The organism is Flavilitoribacter nigricans DSM 23189 = NBRC 102662, assembly GCF_002646595.1.
GTDB classification, from domain to species: domain Bacteria; phylum Bacteroidota; class Bacteroidia; order Chitinophagales; family Saprospiraceae; genus Flavilitoribacter; species Flavilitoribacter nigricans.
Map to the genome: position 1 here is coordinate 49,285 of NZ_PDUD01000035.1, position 20,880 is coordinate 70,164.

Annotated in this window: 11 protein-coding genes; 8 read left to right on the forward strand and 3 right to left on the reverse strand. The window is 51.7% G+C overall.

From position 1 onward, the window contains the following. Window positions 1–8 precede the first annotated feature (8 nt). From CRP01_RS29340 to CRP01_RS29370, 7 genes are all read left to right on the forward strand, one after another. A complete protein-coding gene (locus CRP01_RS29340; protein ID WP_099153634.1) occupies window positions 9–2,918 on the forward strand; it encodes an Ig-like domain-containing protein in 2,910 nt (969 codons plus the stop codon). A 36-nt stretch (window positions 2,919–2,954) separates the two neighbouring features. Then, window positions 2,955–3,848: a glycoside hydrolase family 16 protein gene (locus CRP01_RS29345; protein ID WP_233752785.1), complete on the forward strand. Its 894-nt coding sequence runs from the start codon at window positions 2,955–2,957 to the stop codon at window positions 3,846–3,848. A 207-nt stretch (window positions 3,849–4,055) separates the two neighbouring features. Then, a complete protein-coding gene (locus CRP01_RS29350) occupies window positions 4,056–7,484 on the forward strand; it encodes a hypothetical protein (RefSeq protein ID WP_099153636.1) in 3,429 nt (1,142 codons plus the stop codon). Continuing rightward, on the forward strand, window positions 7,481–8,776 hold the full coding sequence (locus CRP01_RS29355; RefSeq protein WP_233752786.1) for a glycosyl hydrolase family 17 protein: 1,296 nt from the start codon (window positions 7,481–7,483) through the stop codon (window positions 8,774–8,776). Before CRP01_RS29350 ends, CRP01_RS29355 begins: the two co-directional genes overlap by 4 nt. Window positions 8,777–8,824: 48 nt before the next feature. Then, complete coding sequence (locus CRP01_RS29360; RefSeq protein ID WP_099153637.1) at window positions 8,825–10,294, forward strand: glycoside hydrolase family 30 protein; 1,470 nt, start codon at window positions 8,825–8,827, stop codon at window positions 10,292–10,294. A 4-nt stretch (window positions 10,295–10,298) separates the two neighbouring features. After that, entirely contained in the window at window positions 10,299–11,729 is a 1,431-nt protein-coding gene (locus CRP01_RS29365) for an MFS transporter (RefSeq protein WP_099153638.1), read from the forward strand. 139 nt (window positions 11,730–11,868) lie between these two features. Next, a complete protein-coding gene (locus tag CRP01_RS29370; RefSeq protein ID WP_099153639.1) occupies window positions 11,869–12,753 on the forward strand; it encodes a glycoside hydrolase family 17 protein in 885 nt (294 codons plus the stop codon). Window positions 12,754–12,801: 48 nt separating this feature from the next. Here the strand turns inward: CRP01_RS29370 and CRP01_RS29375 are convergent, their stop codons facing one another. Beyond that, window positions 12,802–13,545 (reverse strand): LytR/AlgR family response regulator transcription factor, encoded by a 744-nt coding sequence (locus CRP01_RS29375; protein ID WP_099153640.1) that lies wholly within the window; start codon window positions 13,543–13,545, stop codon window positions 12,802–12,804. Between the two features lie 133 nt (window positions 13,546–13,678). After that, entirely contained in the window at window positions 13,679–16,816 is a 3,138-nt protein-coding gene (locus tag CRP01_RS29380; RefSeq protein WP_099153641.1) for a ligand-binding sensor domain-containing protein, read from the reverse strand. Between the two features lie 434 nt (window positions 16,817–17,250). On the opposite strand from CRP01_RS29380, the gene CRP01_RS29385 reads away from it, so the two are divergent. After that, the gene (locus tag CRP01_RS29385; protein WP_099153642.1) at window positions 17,251–19,818 is read left to right on the forward strand and encodes an adenosylcobalamin-dependent ribonucleoside-diphosphate reductase; all 2,568 of its coding nucleotides are present in this window, start codon (window positions 17,251–17,253) and stop codon (window positions 19,816–19,818) included. 76 nt (window positions 19,819–19,894) lie between these two features. Here CRP01_RS29385 and CRP01_RS29390 read toward each other — a convergent pair whose 3' ends face one another. Beyond that, the gene (locus tag CRP01_RS29390) at window positions 19,895–20,875 is read right to left on the reverse strand and encodes a phytanoyl-CoA dioxygenase family protein (protein ID WP_170110594.1); all 981 of its coding nucleotides are present in this window, start codon (window positions 20,873–20,875) and stop codon (window positions 19,895–19,897) included. Window positions 20,876–20,880 lie beyond the last annotated feature (5 nt).

Genomic DNA, 20,880 nt, shown 5'->3' on the forward strand with positions numbered 1-20,880 from the left:
CTCTGAAAATGACAATTCTCGAAAAATATAACTATCCCATAAAGACACTGTTCGCAGCGCTTATCCTGGTAGGTGGCTTCAGCTGCACCCGGGACCTGGACGAACTGGAACTGGCTACCTTTCCAACCACAGCAGAAGTATTTATTGACGGATTCAGTTCCGGTCTGAATTACGCTGCTTTCGGAGGATCCAAAACCACCGCTTTCAACGTGGTAGATGATGAAGGCTATAACAATTCCGCCGTTATGCGATTCGATATACCCGATGCGGATGATCCGGGTGGTGGTTTCGCTGCGGGCATCTTTTTCACCGATGTGGCCCGGGACCTTTCCGGTTATAATGTGCTGACTTTCTGGGCAAAGGCCAGCGAATCGGTTGACGTAGATGAGCTGGGTTTCGGTTTTACCTTTCAATCGGAAAAATACCGGTCCGCTATAAAGGAAATACCCGTGACTACAAACTGGAAAAAGTATTATATCCCCATCGCCGATGCCTCCAAATTAACCGAGGAGAACGGCATGTTCTATTACGTGGATAGTCCGGACGACGGAGAAGGCTATACCTTCTGGATCGATGAAGTTAAATTTGAGAACCTGAGCACCCTGGCCCGCCCGGGCGTGCGCATACTCGCCGGACAGGATCAGAGCATCACCGCTGAAACCGGAAACCAGCTTAACATTGGTGAAATTTCCTATACGGCCAATCTGCCAACCGGCATTGATCAGTCCGTAGATATCAGCGCAGCTTATTTAACGTTCACCTCTTCCAACTCCGGCGTAGCTACGGTGGATGAGACCGGTAAAGTAACCATTCTGGATGCCGGAAATACGGTGATCACCGCTACGCTGGGCGACCTGGAAGCTACCGGTTCCTTAACTATTGAATCCAGTGGTGATCCTTTGCTGCCGGCTACCGCTGCACCCGTGCCCACCGTGGGACAGGACAGCGTGATCTCCCTGTTCAGTAATGCCTACGATGACGTGCCCGTAGATACCTGGAATCCATTCTGGCAATTTTCAACCGCAGAAGTAAGCGACGTGAAGATCGGTGAGGACGACCTCAAACGATACAATAACTTAAATTTTGTGGGCATACTGACCGAATCAGCTCCGATTGATGCGTCGGAAATGACCCATTTCCATATTGATATCTGGACGCCGGACCCGACCGCACCTCCGGCTACCTTCAAGGTATTGCTGGTGGATTTCGGTGCCGACGGCAATTTTGACGGCGGGGATGATTCCTCCCACGAACTCACCTTTACCAGTCCGACCCTGACTACCGGGTCCTGGGTTAGCCTGGATATTCCCCTGTCTGATTTTACCGGCCTGGCTAACCGGAACCATATTGCACAACTGGTGCTTTCCGGGGACCTCCCCAATCTGTTTGTCGATAATGTTTATTTCTATCAGGCCGGTGTAGTTCCGGTAGCCGAACCTGCCGAAGCGGCTCCTGAGCCTACGGCCGCGGCCTCGGATGTACTTTCCGTATTCAGTGATGCTTATTCGAATATTGAGGGCACCGACCTGAATCCCAATTGGGGCCAGGCTACGGTTGTTTCGCAGGTAGATATCGCCGGTAACAATACCTTGTTGTATTCCGGTCTGAACTACCAGGGTATTCAGCTGGGTAGCAATCAGGATGTATCCGGCATGGAGTTCCTGCACATTGACTATTGGACCGCCAATTCATCCGGACTCAATACCTTTCTGATCAGTAGAGGGCCCGTAGAAACGGCCTATGCGCTACCGGTGCCGACCACCGGCTGGGCAAGTGTCGATATTCCGTTGTCGGATTTTGCTCCGGTGGATCTGACCGATGTGATCCAGCTCAAATTTGACGGAAATGGCAATATCTATCTCGATAATATCTATTTCTACAAAACCGGCGGTGGAGGTATGGAACCCGCCGTATCGGCTCCCCAACCCACGGAAGCGGCCTCGGAGGTGATCGCTCTGTTCAGTGACGCCTATGCCGACGTAGTGGTGGATACCTGGCGTACGGATTGGTCGGCTGCGATGCTGGAGGACGTAAGTGTGGCGGGCAATGCCGTGAAGAAGTATTCCAATCTGGACTTTGTCGGGATTGAAACGGTAGCCAATACGGTAGATGCATCGGGCATGACTCATTTCCGTATGGATGTCTGGTCGCCGGACTTTACCTTCTTCGGAATAAAGCTAGTGGACTTTGGTACGGACGGCGCTTTCGGCGGCGGTGATGATGTTGAACACCAGATCAACTTTGAGGCTCCGGCGCAGGGCCAATGGATCAGCTACGACATTCCGTTGAGCGATTTCGCCGGCCTTACAACCAGATCAAATATCGCCCAGTATATTCTGGTGGGGCAACCAACGGGAACTACTACGGTATATGTGGACAATGTCTACTTCTACAACAGCGAAGGGGGCAATAATGCTACGGAACCCGGTCTGGCGGCACCCACGCCCACCGAGGATGCCTCTGATGTGATCTCTTTGTTCAGTGAAGCCTATTCGAACGTGGCGGTAGATACCTGGCGCACGGATTGGTCGGCTGCGATGCTGGAGGACGTAAGTGTAGCGGGCAATGCCGTGAAGAAGTATTCTAATCTGGACTTTGTCGGGATTGAAACGGTAGCCAATCCGATAGATGCATCCGGAATGACGTATTTCCATATCGATGTCTGGTCGTCAGACTTTACCTTCTTCGGAATAAAGCTAGTGGACTTTGGTGCGGACGGCGCTTTCGGCGGTGGTGATGATGTTGAACACCAGATCAACTTTGAGGCGCCGGCACAGGGCCAGTGGATCAGCTACGACATTCCGTTGGATGACTTCGTGGGGCTTACGACCAGATCGAATATGGCACAGTATATCCTGGTCGGGCAACCGATCGGTGCCACGACCGTCTACGTGGATAATGTTTATTTCCATAAGTAATTCAGACGCATTGTTTAACACCAATTCCTAATGATCATGACACCTCTGTATAAAAAAGGGAATAACCGCTGGTTGCGAAAAATGAGCTGGTTATTCGTATTGTTCTTTGCTTTCTCTGCCTGTGATAATGACGATGACCTACTGACCGATCGCAACTGGCAACTGACCTGGTCCGATGACTTCGACGGACCAGCCGGTCAGCTCCCGGACGCCTCCAACTGGGTACTGGAAACCGGAAGAGGACCCAATGGCGACGGTTGGGGAAATGCCGAACTCCAGTACTATACGGATCGACCGGAAAACGTTTCCCTGGACGGGAATGGAAATCTGGCGATCACCGCCCGGCGGGAAAGCTACGCGGGAGCTCCCTACACCTCAGCGCGCTTGAAAACGCAGGGCCGGTTTGAACAGGCTTACGGTCGTTTTGAAGCCAGGATCAAAATGCCCTGGGGCCCGGGTATCTGGCCGGCTTTCTGGATGTTAGGTGCAAGTATTGAAACGGAACCCTGGCCTCAGTGCGGGGAAATTGACATCATGGAATACCGGGGGCAGGAACCTAATATCATCCACGGTTCGGTGCACGGGCCCGGTTATTCCGGCGGTTCTCCCATCACCAAAAGCTATGCGCTCCCGGATGGCCGTTTCGATACGGATTTTCATGTCTTCGCGCTGGAATGGGGAGAGGGTTTCCTCAACTTCTACGTGGATGACGTAGTCTATCAACAGATAAGGGAGGAGGAAGTCGGCAATATCATCTACCGCGAAAGTAGTACTGGAGATTCCCGGGCGGAGTGGGTATTTGACCAGCCTTTCTTTATGCTCCTCAATGTGGCGGTTGGCGGAAATTATGTAGGCTTTCCGGCTCAGGAAACCACGTTTCCCCAAACCATGCTGGTGGACTACGTGAGGGTATACCGGGAAGCTAATTAAGATACAACAGATCCATGAAATAAATGGTATCCGGAGTGCGGTCCTGGGAGGGCTATCTATATCTCGTCCATTCGGGACTTTTAACTTCTGATTCGCATGATTCACCCTGATCAGCATATCAGTAGATCTCTGGCTGCCTGTCCAGATTATTTCCATAGATCGCACATGAGCTATTTTCAGTAATTCATCTTATTTGAAATCGTAAGAATGACAGTCAAATCCGAAATAAGCCGGGTAGAAATCCAGGGCGAAACCTATTACAAGATCTCGAATAGCGATAGCATGCGCCCCTTTTTCATGAGTATCGTCAGTGACTCCGATCACTGGCTGTTTATATCCAGCAATGGAGGGATGAGCGCCGGACGCAGAAACGCAGAATATGCTTTGTTCCCGTACTACACGGATGATAAGATCAGTGAATCTGCCGATCTGACGGGAAGTAAAACAATATTCCGGATACACCGTAAGGACCAATTCGAGCCCTGGGAACCCTTTTCCGACCGCTACGTCGGTCGCCACCGTCTGAGCCGGAACTTGTACAAAAATGAATACGGCAATAAGATCATATTCGAGGAGATTAACCATGATCTGCAGCTGACCTTTCGCTACCAGTGGAATTCCAGTGACCAATTCGGTTTTGTGAAACGTTCCACTCTCATCAATCATGCGCAGGAAGCAGTTAAGATCGAACTGCTGGACGGCATTCAGAACATCATGCCCTACGGCGTGGCCAGTGAATTGCAAATGCGATCCAGTAACCTGGTCGATGCCTATAAGAAGAGCGAACTGGAAAAAGAGAGTGGTCTGGGGATCTATGCCCTCAGCGCCATTATTGTAGATAAGGCCGAACCGAGTGAAGCCTTAAAAGCCAATGTAGTCTGGTCATCCGGTTTTAAGGACCCTACCTACCTGTTGTCTTCCCGTCAGCTTAACGACTTTCGGAAGGGCGCAAAGATGCAGGAGGAAATTGATGTACGGGCCGAAAAAGGGGCCTACTTTATCCAAACCGAAATTACCCTTTCCGGCCAGGCTGAAAAAGATTGGATGTTCATTGCGGATGTCAGTAAAGACCACGCTTACATCGCCGATATTACGACCAAAATCCGGCAAGATGCCCAGTTGGCGCAGCAAGTAATACAGGATATCGCGGCCGGTACCGCTCGCCTGATCAGGCTGGTGGGCGCTGCGGATGGTCTGCAATTATCGGCTGATAAATATCGGGATACCCGCCATTTTTCCAACACGCTATTTAATATCATGCGGGGCGGAATATTTGATCATAATTACCAGATCGAACGGGCCGATTTCCTGCAATACCTGACTAAAGCCAACCATGCTGTTTTCCGGGCTTCCGAAAAGATCCTGGCCGACTTACCGGCAGTATTTACCCTTTTTGACCTCCAACATCTGGCCCACAATAGCGAAGATGATCATTTCCGACGGTTATCGCTGGAGTATATGCCGTTGAAATTCAGTCGCAGACACGGCGATCCCAGCCGGCCCTGGAATAAGTTTTCCATAAATACGCGCAGTGAAGTGGACGGATCCAAGATCCTGGATTACGAGGGAAACTGGCGGGACATTTTCCAAAACTGGGAAGCCCTGGCTTTTTCCTATCCGGAGTTCATCGAAAGCATGATCTACAAATTCCTCAACGCCACTACTTTTGACGGCTACAATCCGTACCGCGTGACCAAAGGCGGATTTGACTGGGAAACCATTGAACCCGACGATCCCTGGTCGTACATCGGGTACTGGGGGGATCACCAGATCATCTATCTCCTGAAGTTTCTGGAATTTCTGGAAAAGTCCGCACCGGCTAAACTGGAAAGCTATTTCGGAGACGCCGTTTTTGTTTACGCGAACGTGCCGTACCGCATTCGCCCTTACGAGGATATCCTGAAAGATCCGAAAGATACAATTGAGTTCGACCAGCAGTCCGACCACGAGATCCGAAAAAAGAGAGCAGCCATCGGCGCGGACGGTGCGCTGCTGGAAACTAAGGACGGAAGCATATATCAGGTGAATTTTGTGGAAAAGATGCTGGCCGTTCTTTTGGCCAAGCTATCCAACTTTATTCCGGAAGGGGGCATTTGGATGAATACCCAGCGCCCCGAGTGGAATGATGCGAACAATGCCTTGGTTGGTAATGGCGTATCAATGGTCACCCTCTACTACCTGCGGCGTTTTCTGCATTTCTTCAAACCGTTACTGGCGGCCTCGAAACTGGACACCGTTGCGATCTCTACGGAATTACTCACCTGCTTCGAAGCAATGGCCGCTGCGTTGGAAAACTCCCGGCATCTGTTATCGGGACGGATCAACGATCAGGACCGCAAAACCATTCTGGACGGTCTGGGGCAGGCCGCCAGTGCTTATCGCCTTCACATTTACCGGAAAGCATTCTCCGGCCGGAAGGAACCGCTGAAACTGGAGGATCTTCGGTCCTTCGTAGATCTAAGTCTTCAGTATCTGGAACACTCCATAGCGGCAAATAAAAGGCCGGATCACCTGTACCACGCCTACAATCTGATGACCGTAGTACATCCGGAAGAGATCGCTATCGGCCACCTAAGCGAAATGCTGGAGGGTCAGGTGGCCGTACTGAGCTCGGGATACCTTTCGTCAGAGGAAGCCCTGGAGGTACTGGACGCGTTGAAAGCCAGCCGGCTATTCCGGGAAGATCAATACAGTTATCTGCTGTACCCGAATAAGGATTTGCCCCGCTTCACGGAAAAGAACGTGATCCCCGGATCATCCGTCGATAGTTCTGTTTTGCTCCGTACCCTGATTGAAAACGACCACCGGGGGATCATAAGTCGAGATGTTAACGGTAAATATCATTTCAACGGAGATTTTAAAAATGCCGGCGACCTGAAACGTAGCCTGGAAAAGCTAACCCAGGCGGAATACGTACCGCTTGTCGCCCGGGAAAAGCAGCAGGTGCTCGATATATTTGAGCAGGTCTTCGATCACAAATCCTTTACCGGCAGATCGGGTACCTTCTTTGGTTACGAAGGCCTGGGCTCCATCTACTGGCACATGGTGTCGAAACTACAGCTGGCGGTTCAGGAATGTTGTCTGAAAGCTATGGCGGAAAATGCGGATAAAGCAGTAAAAGGGCAGCTGATCGCCCACTATTATGAGATCAACGAGGGGATTGGTGTTCACAAATCTCCTGCGCTTTACGGCGCTTTCCCCACTGATCCTTATTCGCATACACCCGCCGGTAAAGGTGCCCAGCAACCGGGTATGACCGGGCAGGTCAAGGAAGATATTTTAAGTCGTTTTGGAGAATTGGGGGTTGTGGTAGAAAATGGCCACTTAGGTTTTCGGCCGGTACTGCTCCGGCGGGAGGAATTCCTGGAAGCAGCAGGCTCCTTCCATTACATTGATCTGCAACAGGAACAAAAACAGCTATCCCTGGAACCCGGATCGCTCTGCTTTACCTACTGTCAGATCCCCGTGGTGTACCGGCTTGGCCAAACCAATGCAATGGAGATCATACACGCCGATGGTAGTACCACCAACCTAGAGGCACTTAGTCTGGACCAAGCTACCGCCCGGCAGATATTCCGGAGGTCCGGAGCTTTCGACCGGATAGTGGTCAGCTTAAAAGAAAATGAGCTGTTATGAGTAGCCGATTGAAAATCTTTACAACAGTCAGGATGGCGTGGGCGATGGCCATACTCGCGATCCTCGGTCCGGCTTGCAACCAGGACCAACCTGCAACCGATCAAGATCCAAAACAAACGAAAAAAGAAGTGACGGCAAAAGACATTTTAGGGAACAGTAACTATCAGGCCATAGCCTATGGCGGATACCGCGGACTGAGCCGCGAGGAACAACCCACGGTGGCGGAGCTGAAAGAGGATATGAAGATCCTCGCGGCCATGAATATCCGGATCCTCCGTACCTACAATACCAAACTCAAACACGCTTCCACGGTGCTGGAGGCCATTCGGGCGTTGAAACAGGAAGACCCGTCATTTGAAATGTACGTCATGCTGGGCGCCTGGATCGACTGTAAAAATGCCTGGACCGCCCAACCGGATCACGAGGGGGAAGATGCTGAGCATAATGCGGCGGAGATCGAAAGGGCCGTCAACCTGGCCGTTCAGTATCCGGACATTGTCAAAGTGATCGCCGTGGGGAATGAAGCGATGGTAAAATGGGCGGCGAGCTACTATGTGCAACCCTGGGTGATCCTGAAATGGGTGAATCATCTGCAGGAACTAAAACGATCCGGCAACCTGCCCGCGGACTTGTGGATCACCAGCTCCGACAATTTTGCTTCCTGGGGAGGAGGAGATCCCGAATACCACACGGATGACCTGGAAAAATTGGTCAATGCGGTAGACTACATATCCATGCATACATATCCGATGCACGATACCCACTACAATCCGGCATTCTGGGGCGTACTTGCAGAAGAAGCTGAGCTGCCGAAACTGGAAAAGATCGAAAAGGCCATGGAAAGGGCGCGGGATTATGCGATAACGCAGTACCGGAATACGGCGGACTACATAAAAAGTCTGGGAGTAGAAAAGCCCATTCATATCGGGGAGACCGGTTGGGCCAGTTCATCGAATGAGTTCTACGGACCTACGGGCTCCAAAGCAACGGATGAATATAAATCGGCTTTGTACTACCATAAGATCAGGTCCTGGACCAATGCGGAGGGCATCGCCTGTTTCTACTTTGAAGCCTTTGACGAGCCGTGGAAGGATGCCAATAACCCCGGGGGATCGGAAAACCATTTTGGCCTGTTTGATATCAACGGTCAGGCAAAATTCGCTTTGTGGGAGCTGGTGGATAAAGGGGTTTTTGAAGGTTTGAGCCGGGGAGGGCACTCCATTGGGAAAACCTTCAACGGCGATCGGGAAGAAATGCTTTCGGCAGTAGAGGTACCACCCTTGAAAAAATAAATCAAAGCGTAACTCATAGAGATCCTTAACTCTAATTTTTTCCTGCTAATGTCCGCTACCATGTTGCCAGTCTGTTCTGAAGTAAAGGAGGATCAGCTTGCCGTAGAGGTCTACGAAACCGCTGCGAACGGTCACCAGTTGCAGCGGATCACGGAATGCTGTACAGCCGATACTGCGGGAACTATACGATTAAAAACGGAAAAGACTTTTCAGACCATCACCGGTTTCGGCGGATCTTTTACCCAGGCTTCAGCCTATTTGCTTAACCGGCTGAGCCCGGAAAACCGTACACGAATACTGGAGGCCTATTTTGGAGAAAGCGGGGCAAAATACGCTCTGACCCGGACGCATATCAATTCCTGTGATTTCTCGATCCGAAATTATGCCTATGCTCCGGTTCCGGGAGACAGAACGCTGGAACATTTTTCCATTGACGAGGACCGCAGAGACCTCATTCCCATGATCAAAGACGCCATGGCCGTTTCCCAAGACGGCTTCAGGATCATTGCCTCACCCTGGACGGCGCCGCCCTGGATGAAGGATAATAACGATTGGCGGGGTGGCAAACTGATACCGGAATACTACGAGACCTGGGCCCTGTACTTTTCCAAATATCTGGTGGCATACCGGGAGGCGGGTATCCCCATCTGGGGGATCACCGTTGAAAACGAACCCCTGGGCAATGACTGTAACTGGGAAAGTATGCATTACACCCCCCGCGAAATGAATGATTTTGTGAGCCGGCATCTAGGCCCCCGGCTGCGGGCTGACGGCCACGAGGTGAAGATACTGGGCTACGATCAGAATAGGGGAGAGGAGTTACGGGAATGGGTAAATACGATGTACGGGGACGATGCCGCCGCATCCTACTTTGCCGGCACTGCCGTGCATTGGTACGCCAGTACCTACGAATTCTTTCCGGATAATCTTCAGTACGCTCATGCCGCTGCTCCCGATAAACACCTCATTCAGTCGGAGGCCTGTGTCGATGCGGAAGTACCCCGATGGCAGGATGACCAATGGTACTGGTCCCGGGAAGCCACGGATTGGGGGTGGGACTGGGCCCCGGAAGCGGACAAATATCTGCATCCCAAATACGTACCGGTATATCGCTACGCCCGCGATATCATCGGCTGTCTCAATAACTGGGTGGACGGTTGGATTGACTGGAACATGGTCCTGGATCGGAAGGGCGGTCCCAACTGGTCCCGCAACTGGTGTGTGGCTCCGGTAATTGTCGACCCGGAAAATGATGAAATTTATTTTACACCGATCTACTATACCCTGTCCCATTTTAGCCGCTATATCCGTCCGGGAGCGCAACGTATCGATTTTGAAAATACGCAGGAGCGATTGCAGGTGACAGCTGCAAAAAATCCGGATGGTTCCCTGGTAGCCGTCGTGCTAAATGAAGGAGAAACTCCGCAAGGCTTTCACCTGATTTTGGGTGAGGCCAGCCGGAGGCTTTCGATCCGGGGACAGGCAATTCAAACTATCTTGATATCAACACAAAATTAATATTATGTCTACAACTACCGGTAAAGTCTCATTCGGACAAAAAGTAGCTTTTGGAATTGGTATGCTGGCCAATCAGATGTTTCCCGCCGTACTGGGCATATTTATGGTCGTGTTAGTGCAGGATCTGGGGTTCCCGGGTTGGATGTGGGGAATTCTGTTCTTTTTGCCCCGGGTATTCGATTCGATCACGGATCCGATCATGGGTTTCATATCGGATAATACCCGCTCCCGCTGGGGGCGCCGCCGACAGTACGTCATGCTGGGAGCGGTTATTATGGGCGTTTCCTTTATCATCATGTGGCAGCTTTACCGGGAGAACGGGATTAATTACAACTTCACCTATTTCCTGCTCTGGTCTTTTGCCTTTTATCTGGGGTTGACCATTTTTAGCGTGCCCTACGTGGCTATGGGCTATGAAATGAGCAATGACTTCCACGAGCGGACCAATATCATGGCTATCGCCCAGTGGATCGGGCAGTGGGCCTGGGTGATCGCGCCCTGGTTCTGGGTGATCATGTACGACCAGGGCTGGTTCGAATCCGCGGATGTAGCTACCCGGGAACTGGCCATATATGTCGGAGTGGTTTGTATGCTCTTTGCCATGGTACCGGCCATTTTTATTAAAAGCAAGTCAACCTTAAACGAGGATTATTCTCCGCTGACCCTGAAAAATACGGGGAAAAGCCTGAAGGAAATACTCCGGGGATTCAAGGAGGCCTTTGAAGTAGTACCGTTCCGGAAACTCTGCATCGCCACCTTTTTTATCTTCAACGCTTTCAATACGATCGCGGCCTTTTCTTTCTTTATCATCGTATACTATCTGTTCAACGGAGATGCAGGAGCAGCCGGGATCTGGCCGACACTTTTTGGTAGCCTGGGAGCGTTGGTGACCACCTTTGTGGTTATTCCCATCGTAGCCAGAATGTCCAAAACCATGGGTAAAAAAAGAGCCTTTGTGCTTTCCCAGGGATTGTCCATAGTGGGGTACATTCTGCTCTGGTTCCTGTTTGTTCCGGGCAAACCCTATATGTTCGTATTTGCCTTGCCGTTCTTCTCTTTCGGGATCGGCAGTCTTTTCACCCTGATGATGTCCATGACTGCAGATGTGCTCGATCTGGACGAACTGAATACGGGCAAAAGAAGGGAAGGTATCTTCGGAGCTATCTACTGGTGGATGGTAAAATTCGGATTCGCTATTGCCGGACTACTCAGCGGGGCCATCTTGTCAGTAGTGGGTTTTGATCCTAATGCTGCTACCCAGACGGAGGGCGCTATTTTGGGTTTGCGGGCCTTCTATTCCGGTTTGCCTATTCTGGGTACCCTGATCGCTATTTACGTCATGCGTGATTACGATGTCACGGAAGAACGCTCCAATGAGATCCGGGCCGAACTGGATAAACGGGCAGCCCGTCCCGAAGTGATCAGTCCTTCTTAATACCAAACGGATACCCTGAATTCACGGATCAACGGAGAATCAGCGGTGGATCGAACCGTTTACACGTGCTTTTCCGGAAAAAGTGAGGAAGAGCCAGATATCAAATACATCGAAGACAAGACTGTAAAAAGATAAAACTATGTCCTACAGATCAAGACGAAAATGGTTGGCTAAAGGAGTCGACCTGAATCATAAGTCGGAGCAGGAGACCCACGAGCTGTTCCTGGAAGTTTTGGAGGAAGGATTACACGGACTGTGCTACAGCGCGTACGAAGATGGCCAGCAACCCGGCTCCATCCTGACCGAAAGTCAGATCCGTCGGCGGATGGCCATTATCGCTCCCCACACCGAATGGGTACGGTCCTTTTCCTGTATCGAAGGCAACGAGCTGATCCCGGTCATTGCCCGGGAATTCGGACTGAAAACGCTGGTTGGGGCCTGGTTGGGAAAAGATGAATCCCTGAATGAGCAGGAGATCGCCGGATTGATCAAGCTGGCAAAAGCCGGTTATGTGGATATCGCCGCGGTGGGGAACGAAGTGCTGTACCGGGAAGATCTGACCGAAGCAGTATTGCTGAATTATATCAACCGGGTAAAAACGGAACTCCCCGGTGTCCCGGTAGGTTATGTCGATGCGTATTATGAATTCAGTATGCGCCCCGAGATCACTGCCGCCTGCGATATCATTCTGGCCAATTGTTATCCGTACTGGGAAGGTAGCCACATTGATTACTCCTTTATCCACATCAAGCAAATGTACTACCAGGCACTACATGCAGGCAAGGGGAAGCAGGTGATCATCACCGAAACCGGTTGGCCCAGCCAGGGAACGGGCCTGGATGATGCCGCACCTTCGAAACTCAATGCCCTGAAGTATTTCCTCACGATCCAGCAATGGGTGGCCGAAAACAACATTGACCTCTTCTATTTCTCTTCCTTCGATGAATCCTGGAAAGTAGGAGGAGAAGGGGATGTCGGGGCCTACTGGGGATTATGGGATAAAAATGAACAGCTGAAATTTTAACCAAGAGCGCTATGGTCGGTATCCCCCGGAAAGATCCGAACGTAATGCTCAAAACTGCTTCAACAATTCCTCCCGCCGGCTGCGCGAAACCGGCAGCGTCATCTGATTGCTCATAATGAGATACCCCCCGTCGTTGCGGACGAATTCCTTTACGTGCCGGAGATTCACCAAATGGGAATGGTGGGCCCGAAAGAACTGGTATTCACTGAGCAGTTCCTCGATGTCTTTCAGGGTACGGGAGATTAGTTTTTTTCGGCCGTTTTCCAGATAGACCATGGTGTAATTACTATCCGAAGAGCAGGCGATGATCTCCTCCGGGAATACGAATTCAATACTCTCTTTGGTGGCCAGTGCGATCTTGCCCGGCCGCCCCTGTTTCTCTTCCTGGATGTTGCTGAACAGGACTTTCAGTTGGGTGCTGGTGAGTTGGGTATTGACCTTCTGCCGGTGCTTCTCGATAGCGGTCTTCAACTCGTCTACCTGTACCGGCTTCAGCAGATAATCGAGAGCACTGAACTTGATGGCTTTTACCCCGAATTCATCGTAGGCAGTGGTAAAGATCACATCAAAGGGTATGGGTACGATCTTTTTCAGGAGCTCGAAACCGTTGAGTCGCGGCATCTCAATATCCAGAAAAAGCAGATCGGGTTTGGTTTCCTGCAGGAATTCCAGTCCCTCTACCGGATCGGTAAACGTGCTGCTGACTTGTACTTCCGGACAGTGCTTTTCCAGTTTCCAGGCCAGGGTTTCTACGCTGTGGCGTTCGTCGTCGATAATTACTGCGGTGATCATGTTTTTGATTTTAGGGTTTTTGAGGTGTCAGGTTTTGAGGTGTCAGGTGTCAGGTTTTCAGGTGTCAGGTTTTGAGGTGTCAGGTGTCAGGTTTTCAGGTGTCAGTGTTTGAGGTTTTGGGTGTCAGACCGGTTTAGCGGATGGGGACTATGATGTCTACGCGGGTTCCGAGAGCAGTTCCCTGCTCGTCTTTCAGGTCGGTGATCTCCACGTCCGCTTTGGAATTGTGCATGCGGTTGATCCGGTGGAGCCGGTCCCGGGTCAGGTACATGCCCATCGAACGGTGTTTGCCGGTACTGGCCGACTTCATCCGGCGGGCGGCTTCGCGGCCTATACCGTTGTCTTCTATGCGGCAGTACAGAAGATTGTCCCGGCGGGTGATGGTCAGATCCAGTCGGTTTTTGCCGTTGGATTTTTTGGCCAATCCGTGCCAGATGGCATTTTCCACGTAGGGTTGCAGGAGCAATGGCGGAATCTCCAGATTGTCCAGTTGCAGTCCCGATCCGATGCGGACCACGTATTCAAAACGATCGTCGAAACGCAGACTTTCCATTTCCATGTATAATTTCAGGGCTTCCAGTTCATCCTTTAAGTTCACGTATTCGGCCCGGGAGTTTTGTAAGATCAGACGGATCAGCCGCGAAAAACGATTGAGGTAGTCCGATGCCTTTTCCGTTTCATTTTTGATGATGTAATAATCGATGCTGTTCAGGCAGTTGAAAATAAAGTGCGGGTTCATTTGTGCCCGGAGCGCGTGTAATTCCGTTGCCACCAGCTTTTTATCAAACTCGGATTTGATCTTTTCCTGTTCCCGCACCTGCCGGATGCGCCAGCGCACGGCAAACACCATTGCCATCGCGGCAAAAGATCCCGAGGGGAACCAGAACCACAGGGATTTCCACCAGGGCGTGGTTATGTGCATGGGTACTTCCAGGGCTTCGTGGTTCCAATTACCTTCATTATTGGTGGCCTCCAGTTGGAATACGTAATCTCCGCCGGGAATATTGGTGTAGGCGGCGTACCGGCGATTACCAGATTCGTTCCATTGCTGATCGAAGCCGCTCAGGCGATACCGGAAGCGCACCTGTTCGGGCAGATTGAACGCCAGCGCCGAAAACTCAAATGAAAAGAAATTCTGCCGGTAACTGAGCCGGATCTCTTCCGGGGTTTCCCGGGAATTCATGTGCTGCAATTCCCGGTCGAATACCTTGAAGGACGTCAGGTAGGGTATCGGCAGTTCCTCGTTGGCAGTGAGGTCTTTGGGGTTGAAGACTGCGATGCCGCCGGAGATCCCCACCGCCAGTTTGTTGCCTTCGATGGGCGTAATGAATTCGTTGATCGTCTGCGGGATACCGTAGCCGGTGCTGAAATAGCGGATCTTACCGGTGCCGGGATGGTAGCGGGTGATGCCTTTTTCATGTTCCATCCAGAGATACCCTTTTTCGTCCATGCCCAGTCCGCCGACATTGTAGGGAGGCAGTCCGTCGTCACTATTGATCACTTCCATCACGCCTTTTTCAACGGCATTGATCGAGGCCCGGCCGAGACCGAACTGTTCACCGGCCAGCCACATGTTACCGAATTTATCTTCCTGAAAATCCGTGATCACCGGGAATTGCTCGTCCGGAGCGAGGCCGTAACTGTCCCAGTGGATAAAGGTGTCCCGCTCCGGAACGTACACGCTGTACTCAAAAGACGTACGGATCCAGATCTGGCCGCGACTGTCTTTGTAAAGCGTTTCGATCCAGCGGTGGCGGGTATCTCCGGGTATCTTGTCCAGTTCCGTTTTGTAGATCTTCAGATCGCCATTGGTCAGGTTAAGCCGGTACAGGCCGCCCCGGCGGGAACCGATCCACAGTTCGTTGGGGGCACCCTCGATCATTCTCCGAAAGGCCGGGGTACCGAAATCGAGATTGGAAAACAATGGAACGATCGTCTGCTGGTCTTCCAGCAATTCGAATAACTGGTGGTGGGCCAAAATGATCACGCGGCCGTTTTCGAGCCGAAGCAGATCCTGAACGCCGGAACTCCAGTTCTCTCCAACCGGAGCGGGCAGAACGGCCCAGCGATCGGTTTTTGGTTGCCAGGAGATGATCCCGCTGAAGGAGATGGCCGCCAGGTAATAGGTGCCCGTAGTGGTGGCCGAAATGACCCTGCGGGGAATGATGGGATATAGTTTATTTTGAAAGGGGAACTTGTGTTGTTTGATGCGGTTGACCAGTGGATTGTACTGGTAAAGTCCCCAACTGCTGAGCCCCCACACCCGCGCCTGGTCATCGATGAAATGAGCCGTATGGATCTGTCCGGAGATCGCATTATTGGAATAGGTGGCCTCGATCCGATTGCTGGCCAGATTGTACCAGCAAAAACCGCTGCTGTAGGTGATACCGACCAGGTCGTGCTCCGGCATGGTTAGAAAGGAAACGACTTTCGATTTAAAAAGGTCGGGCAAAGCTGCTTTGGGATCGATGATCCGCTGAAAGGTCTGCTGGTATGGATCGAAAAGAAAAGCGCCATTCCAGGTGCCGATCAGTAATTTTCCGTTGGGGAGTTGATCCAGTTGTCGGATGGAATTGCCCAGGTACTGGTCGTTGGAGTTCTTCTGCTTATTGGGATACCATTTGTAGCTGTGGTCGGTTTTATTAAACTTGATCAGGCCCGATAGCGTACCCAGCCAGAGGACCTCCTGATCCGCGTCACTGGCGATGGTGAGTACGCCGTTGATCCGGGCGACGTCAAAGGTCGAGTCCTGGGGCTCTACCGAAAAGGTGAATTCCTGCTTATTTTGGTTCTCCAGATCGAGCCGGACGAGGCGACTCGGTGTGCCCACCCACAGTACCCGGCTGTGATCCTCGTGTACATTCAGGATTCTTTCGTAAGCCAGCGAGCTGTCCAGGCTGGCGGGAATGGTACCGAACGTACGATCTTCGGGGCGATAGTAACACAAACCGCGGTTGGTGCCGACCCAAAGCCGGTTGGTATGATCTACTACCAGGCATTCGATCCAGTTATTGGGGATGGTCGTTGTATCGTTGCGCTGGTGCTGAAAGATGTCGAGCCGCAGTCCGTCGAAGCGCGCAAGGCCCTCTTCCGTACCGACCCAGATAAATCCGGTCCGGTCCTTTACGACGGTATTGACCTGATCGGAAGGCAGCCCTTTTTCGCTATTGATGATGAGAGGTCGATCAAAGGTAAACGGGAACGCTGTCTGTGCGAAGCTCCACTCCGACAGCAGGCCTAAAAGGATCAGGATGTAGAAAATTTGCTTCATACTTTGCTAAAGTAAGACTTATCCCAGAAATTTTTCCGGTGGCCTAGCCAGTGGAGATCTGGTCGATTAAACGGTACGGTTTTATGAGTATTTGAACCGCCCAAAAAGTTTTCCACATAGTGTTTATAATTTCCTGACCGCTTTTTGTGGTTTTTTAAACCGCTTACTGTAATTTTAGCATTCGGTGTTAATGAAAGAGGAAGGATTTACACTACACCATCTCTTACCGCTTCCAGAAGGAAGCAGTCCATCTGAAAAATACTTACCGCAAATTTAGCAGGATAGTTTCCCGTGCCGGGGAAGCCCGGCTGTTCTATGTTGACCTGGTTGGTCGGGTCCTGAGGTATACAACCGATCGGGATCAAGCCACTTTGTGTCGTGTATAGGTATTAATCCTAAATCAAAACATACTTTTATCAACAAAACCCATTGTCATGGACACTCCCGTGATTAAATCACAATCAAAAAAGCCGAGAAAACTTAAAGCTTTTGACCGCGATGAGGTGGTAAAGGCCGCGGTGGAATACTTCCACGGTGACGAGTTGGCAGCAAACGTCTGGGTAAATAAATATGCCCTTAAGGACTCTTTTGGAAACATTTACGAGCGCACTCCTGATGACATGCACCGCCGGATAGCGAGTGAACTGGCGCGGATCGAGCAGAAGTACCCTAATCCATTATCTGAAGAAAAGATCTACAAGGCCTTGCGTTATTTCCAGTACATCGTGCCGCAGGGCAGCCCGATGGCCGGTATTGGAAATAATCTGCAGGTCTCTTCCCTTTCAAACTGTTTTGTGATCGGGAACGGTGCGGATTCTTACGGCGGTATCGCCAAAGCTGATGAAGAACAGGTGCAACTGATGAAACGCCGTGGCGGGGTCGGACAGGATCTCTCTCACCTGCGCCCGAAGGGAACTCCGGTGATGAACAGCGCCCTGTCCAGTACGGGCATCGTGCCGTTTATGGAACGTTACTCCAATTCTACCCGGGAAGTTGCCCAGGACGGCCGCCGGGGGGCACTGATGCTGACTGTATCCATTAAACACCCGGATGCGGAAGATTTTATTGACGCCAAGGTGGAAAGAGGTAAAGTGACCGGCGCCAACGTATCCGTGCGTATCGACGACGAATTCATGCGTTCGGCGATGGATGGCAAACCCTACCGCCAGCAGTTCCCCATCGATGCCAAGGAACCGGATATGACCAAGGAAGTGGATGCTTCCCGGATCTGGAAAAAGATCATTCACAACGCCTGGAAATCGGCGGAGCCGGGCATTCTGTTCTGGGATACCATCATCCGGGAATCAGTGCCGGATTGTTATTCGGACCTGGGCTACAAGACCATCTCTACTAACCCTTGCGGGGAGATCCCGCTTTGCCCGTACGACAGTTGCCGCCTGCTGGCCATCAACCTGTACGGCTACGTAGAAAATCCGTTTACCGATGAAGCTTCTTTCAATTTTGAGAAATTCGGTGAGCACGTTCAGATGGCCCAGCGGATGATGGACGACATCATCGACCTGGAAATTGAAAAGATCGAACGCATCCTCGAAAAGATCGACGCCGATCCGGAGGGAAGCGATATCAAAAATACCGAGCGGGAATTGTGGGTGAAGATCCAGAAGGCCTGCGTCAACGGTCGCCGCACGGGCGTCGGCATCACGGCGGAAGGCGATATGCTGGCCGCTCTCGGTCTGCGTTACGGCAGTGACGATGCCATTGATTTCTCCGTACAGGTACACCGTACCCTGGCGGTCAACGCCTACCGTTCTTCCGCCGTGATGGCGAAGGAGAGAGGCGCTTTCCCGATCTACGACAGCGAACGCGAAAAAGACAATCCGTTCATCAACCGTCTGCGGGAAGCAGATCCGGCCCTTTACGAAGAAATGCTGGCCCACGGCCGCCGGAATATCGCCCTGCTGACGATCGCTCCGACGGGAACGACCAGTCTGATGACCCAGACGACTTCCGGTATCGAACCGGCATTCCTGATCAGCTATAAGCGTCGCCGGAAAGTTAACCCGAACGATAAGGACGCGAAGGTGACCTTCATCGACGAGGTAGGGGATCACTGGGAAGAGTACAATGTATTCCACCATAAGTTCCTGGTATGGCTGACCAACAACGGCTACGATGTCGACAAGGTCACCCGCATGGAAGCCGAGGAACTGCAGAAGATCATCGAAAAATCACCCTTCTACAAGGCTACCGCCAATGATGTGGACTGGGTGCAGAAAGTGAAAATGCAGGGTGCGATCCAGAAATGGGTAGACCACTCGATCAGTGTGACGGTAAACATACCGGAAGATACTTCCGAGGAGATGGTGCAAAAGATCTATGAGACGGCCTGGGAAGCCGGTTGTAAAGGCTGTACGATCTACCGGGACGGTTCCCGTTCGGGGGTATTGGTTTCCGATACCGCTTCGAAAGAGTCTCAGCCCAAATTCCGGGAAACGATGCCGCCGAAGCGGCCGGATCGCCTGGAAGCGGCAGTTGTCCGTTTCAAGAACAGCAATGAGGACTGGATTGCCGTGATCGGTCTGTTCGACGACCGTCCTTACGAAGTATTTACCGGACGGGCGGAGGATATGTTCAAATTCCCGGATTACGTGACCAGCGGCTGGGTGATGAAGAACAAGGATGAAGACGGACACAATCGTTACGATCTGCAGTTCTGCGATCGTGACGGCTACCGGGTAACCATCGAGGGGCTGTCCCGTTCCTTCAATAAGGAATACTGGAACTACGCCAAACTGATCTCCGGCGTTTTGCGCCACGGTATGCCGATCGTACATGTGGTGGAACTGATCGAAGGACTGAACGTTCCGGAAGATTTCATCAATACCTGGAAGAAAGGGGTGATCCGTGCCCTCAAACAGTTCGTACCGGACGGTACCCAGGCGGCGGATAGTACCTGCCCGGGCTGTAGCGATCCCGATGGATTGCTGTACAAGGAAGGATGCCTGCTGTGTAAGAGTTGCGGATATTCCGAATGCGGCTAGACCGCTGAATATAAGGGGACACGGTCTGTGTTCCTGAACAATGGGTTAAACGGTGAATGGAGGCTGCGGTCTTTGTTCACCGTTTTTCTATGAGGGCCGGCCGCTGCGACATTTCGTGGTAGCAGATAACCCCTTCACAGAAGTAGTGAGCCACCATGCTTTTGCGGGTCGCGCCTTCGCGGGTGATGGCCTGTCCGCCGTGAATGAGGTTGGCGTGCCAGATGAGGATATCTCCCTTTTGGGCCAGGAAGGTTTTGGGTTGCAGATCGTTTTCGGCTACTATCTGGGCAATTTTGTCTTCGTAGCGTTTGTTGCTTTCCGATCCGATCGTCCAGTTGGTATTGCCGGAAGCGTATTGCTGCGTACTCACGAACGGTAGTCGGTGACTTCCGGGATAGAATTCGAGCGGTCCCTGATCCGGACCGATATCTTCCAGCGCGATCCAGGCCGCAATGAGGTAGCCCTGCGGTTCGGTGGTCATGTGGATGGAGTCGGAATGGGCCCGCTGTTCACTGCCCCGGATGAAGTTGATGGTTTGGAAGGGAATGACCGGCGCTCCCATGGTAAAACTCAGTAACTTATTCAATTGCCGGTTGCGGAAAAAGGCATCGGCCATGGGCGAGACGCGAAAGGATTCCATTACTTTCCGGCCGGTGTAATTGAAGTCGATCGACCGGTCCTGTAGCAATTGGTCAATTTCCTCATTCAGGCGATCGACATTCTCAATGGAAAAAAAGTTCTTCAGGATCATATAGCCGTCCCGGACGAAACGCTTTAATTCTTCCTGGATAGGGGCGGACCATTCCTTAAAACGGGGATGTTGCTCCAGTGCGCGGATGGCATCCGGTCGATCCAGCCAGGGAACATCCGGATGGGGCTTGGCAAAATCAGCCTTGCCCAGCGGCGCGTAAATGCTCTTTTTAAGGCCGTATTTGGCGTATAGTTCCCGGTTGTGGGCGAGCTTGTGCCGGTTGAGCAGATTATTCAGTACATAGACGGCTTTAAACTGCCGGAGTACTCCGGTATAATTCTTAAAGATCTGATTGAGCGATGCCATAGGTT

Bases quoted from the DNA above. Each gene is read 5' to 3' on its own strand.
- CRP01_RS29340 (WP_099153634.1), top strand. From the start codon at position 9: ATGACAATTCTCGAAAAATATAACTATCCCATAAAGACACTGTTCGCA.
- CRP01_RS29345 (WP_233752785.1), top strand. From the start codon at position 2,955: ATGACACCTCTGTATAAAAAAGGGAATAACCGCTGGTTGCGAAAAATG.
- CRP01_RS29350 (WP_099153636.1), top strand. From the start codon at position 4,056: ATGACAGTCAAATCCGAAATAAGCCGGGTAGAAATCCAGGGCGAAACC.
- CRP01_RS29355 (WP_233752786.1), top strand. From the start codon at position 7,481: ATGAGTAGCCGATTGAAAATCTTTACAACAGTCAGGATGGCGTGGGCG.
- CRP01_RS29360 (WP_099153637.1), top strand. From the start codon at position 8,825: ATGTCCGCTACCATGTTGCCAGTCTGTTCTGAAGTAAAGGAGGATCAG.
- CRP01_RS29365 (WP_099153638.1), top strand. From the start codon at position 10,299: ATGTCTACAACTACCGGTAAAGTCTCATTCGGACAAAAAGTAGCTTTT.
- CRP01_RS29370 (WP_099153639.1), top strand. From the start codon at position 11,869: ATGTCCTACAGATCAAGACGAAAATGGTTGGCTAAAGGAGTCGACCTG.
- CRP01_RS29375 (WP_099153640.1), bottom strand. From the start codon at position 13,545: ATGATCACCGCAGTAATTATCGACGACGAACGCCACAGCGTAGAAACC.
- CRP01_RS29380 (WP_099153641.1), bottom strand. From the start codon at position 16,816: ATGAAGCAAATTTTCTACATCCTGATCCTTTTAGGCCTGCTGTCGGAG.
- CRP01_RS29385 (WP_099153642.1), top strand. From the start codon at position 17,251: ATGGACACTCCCGTGATTAAATCACAATCAAAAAAGCCGAGAAAACTT.
- CRP01_RS29390 (WP_170110594.1), bottom strand. From the start codon at position 20,875: ATGGCATCGCTCAATCAGATCTTTAAGAATTATACCGGAGTACTCCGG.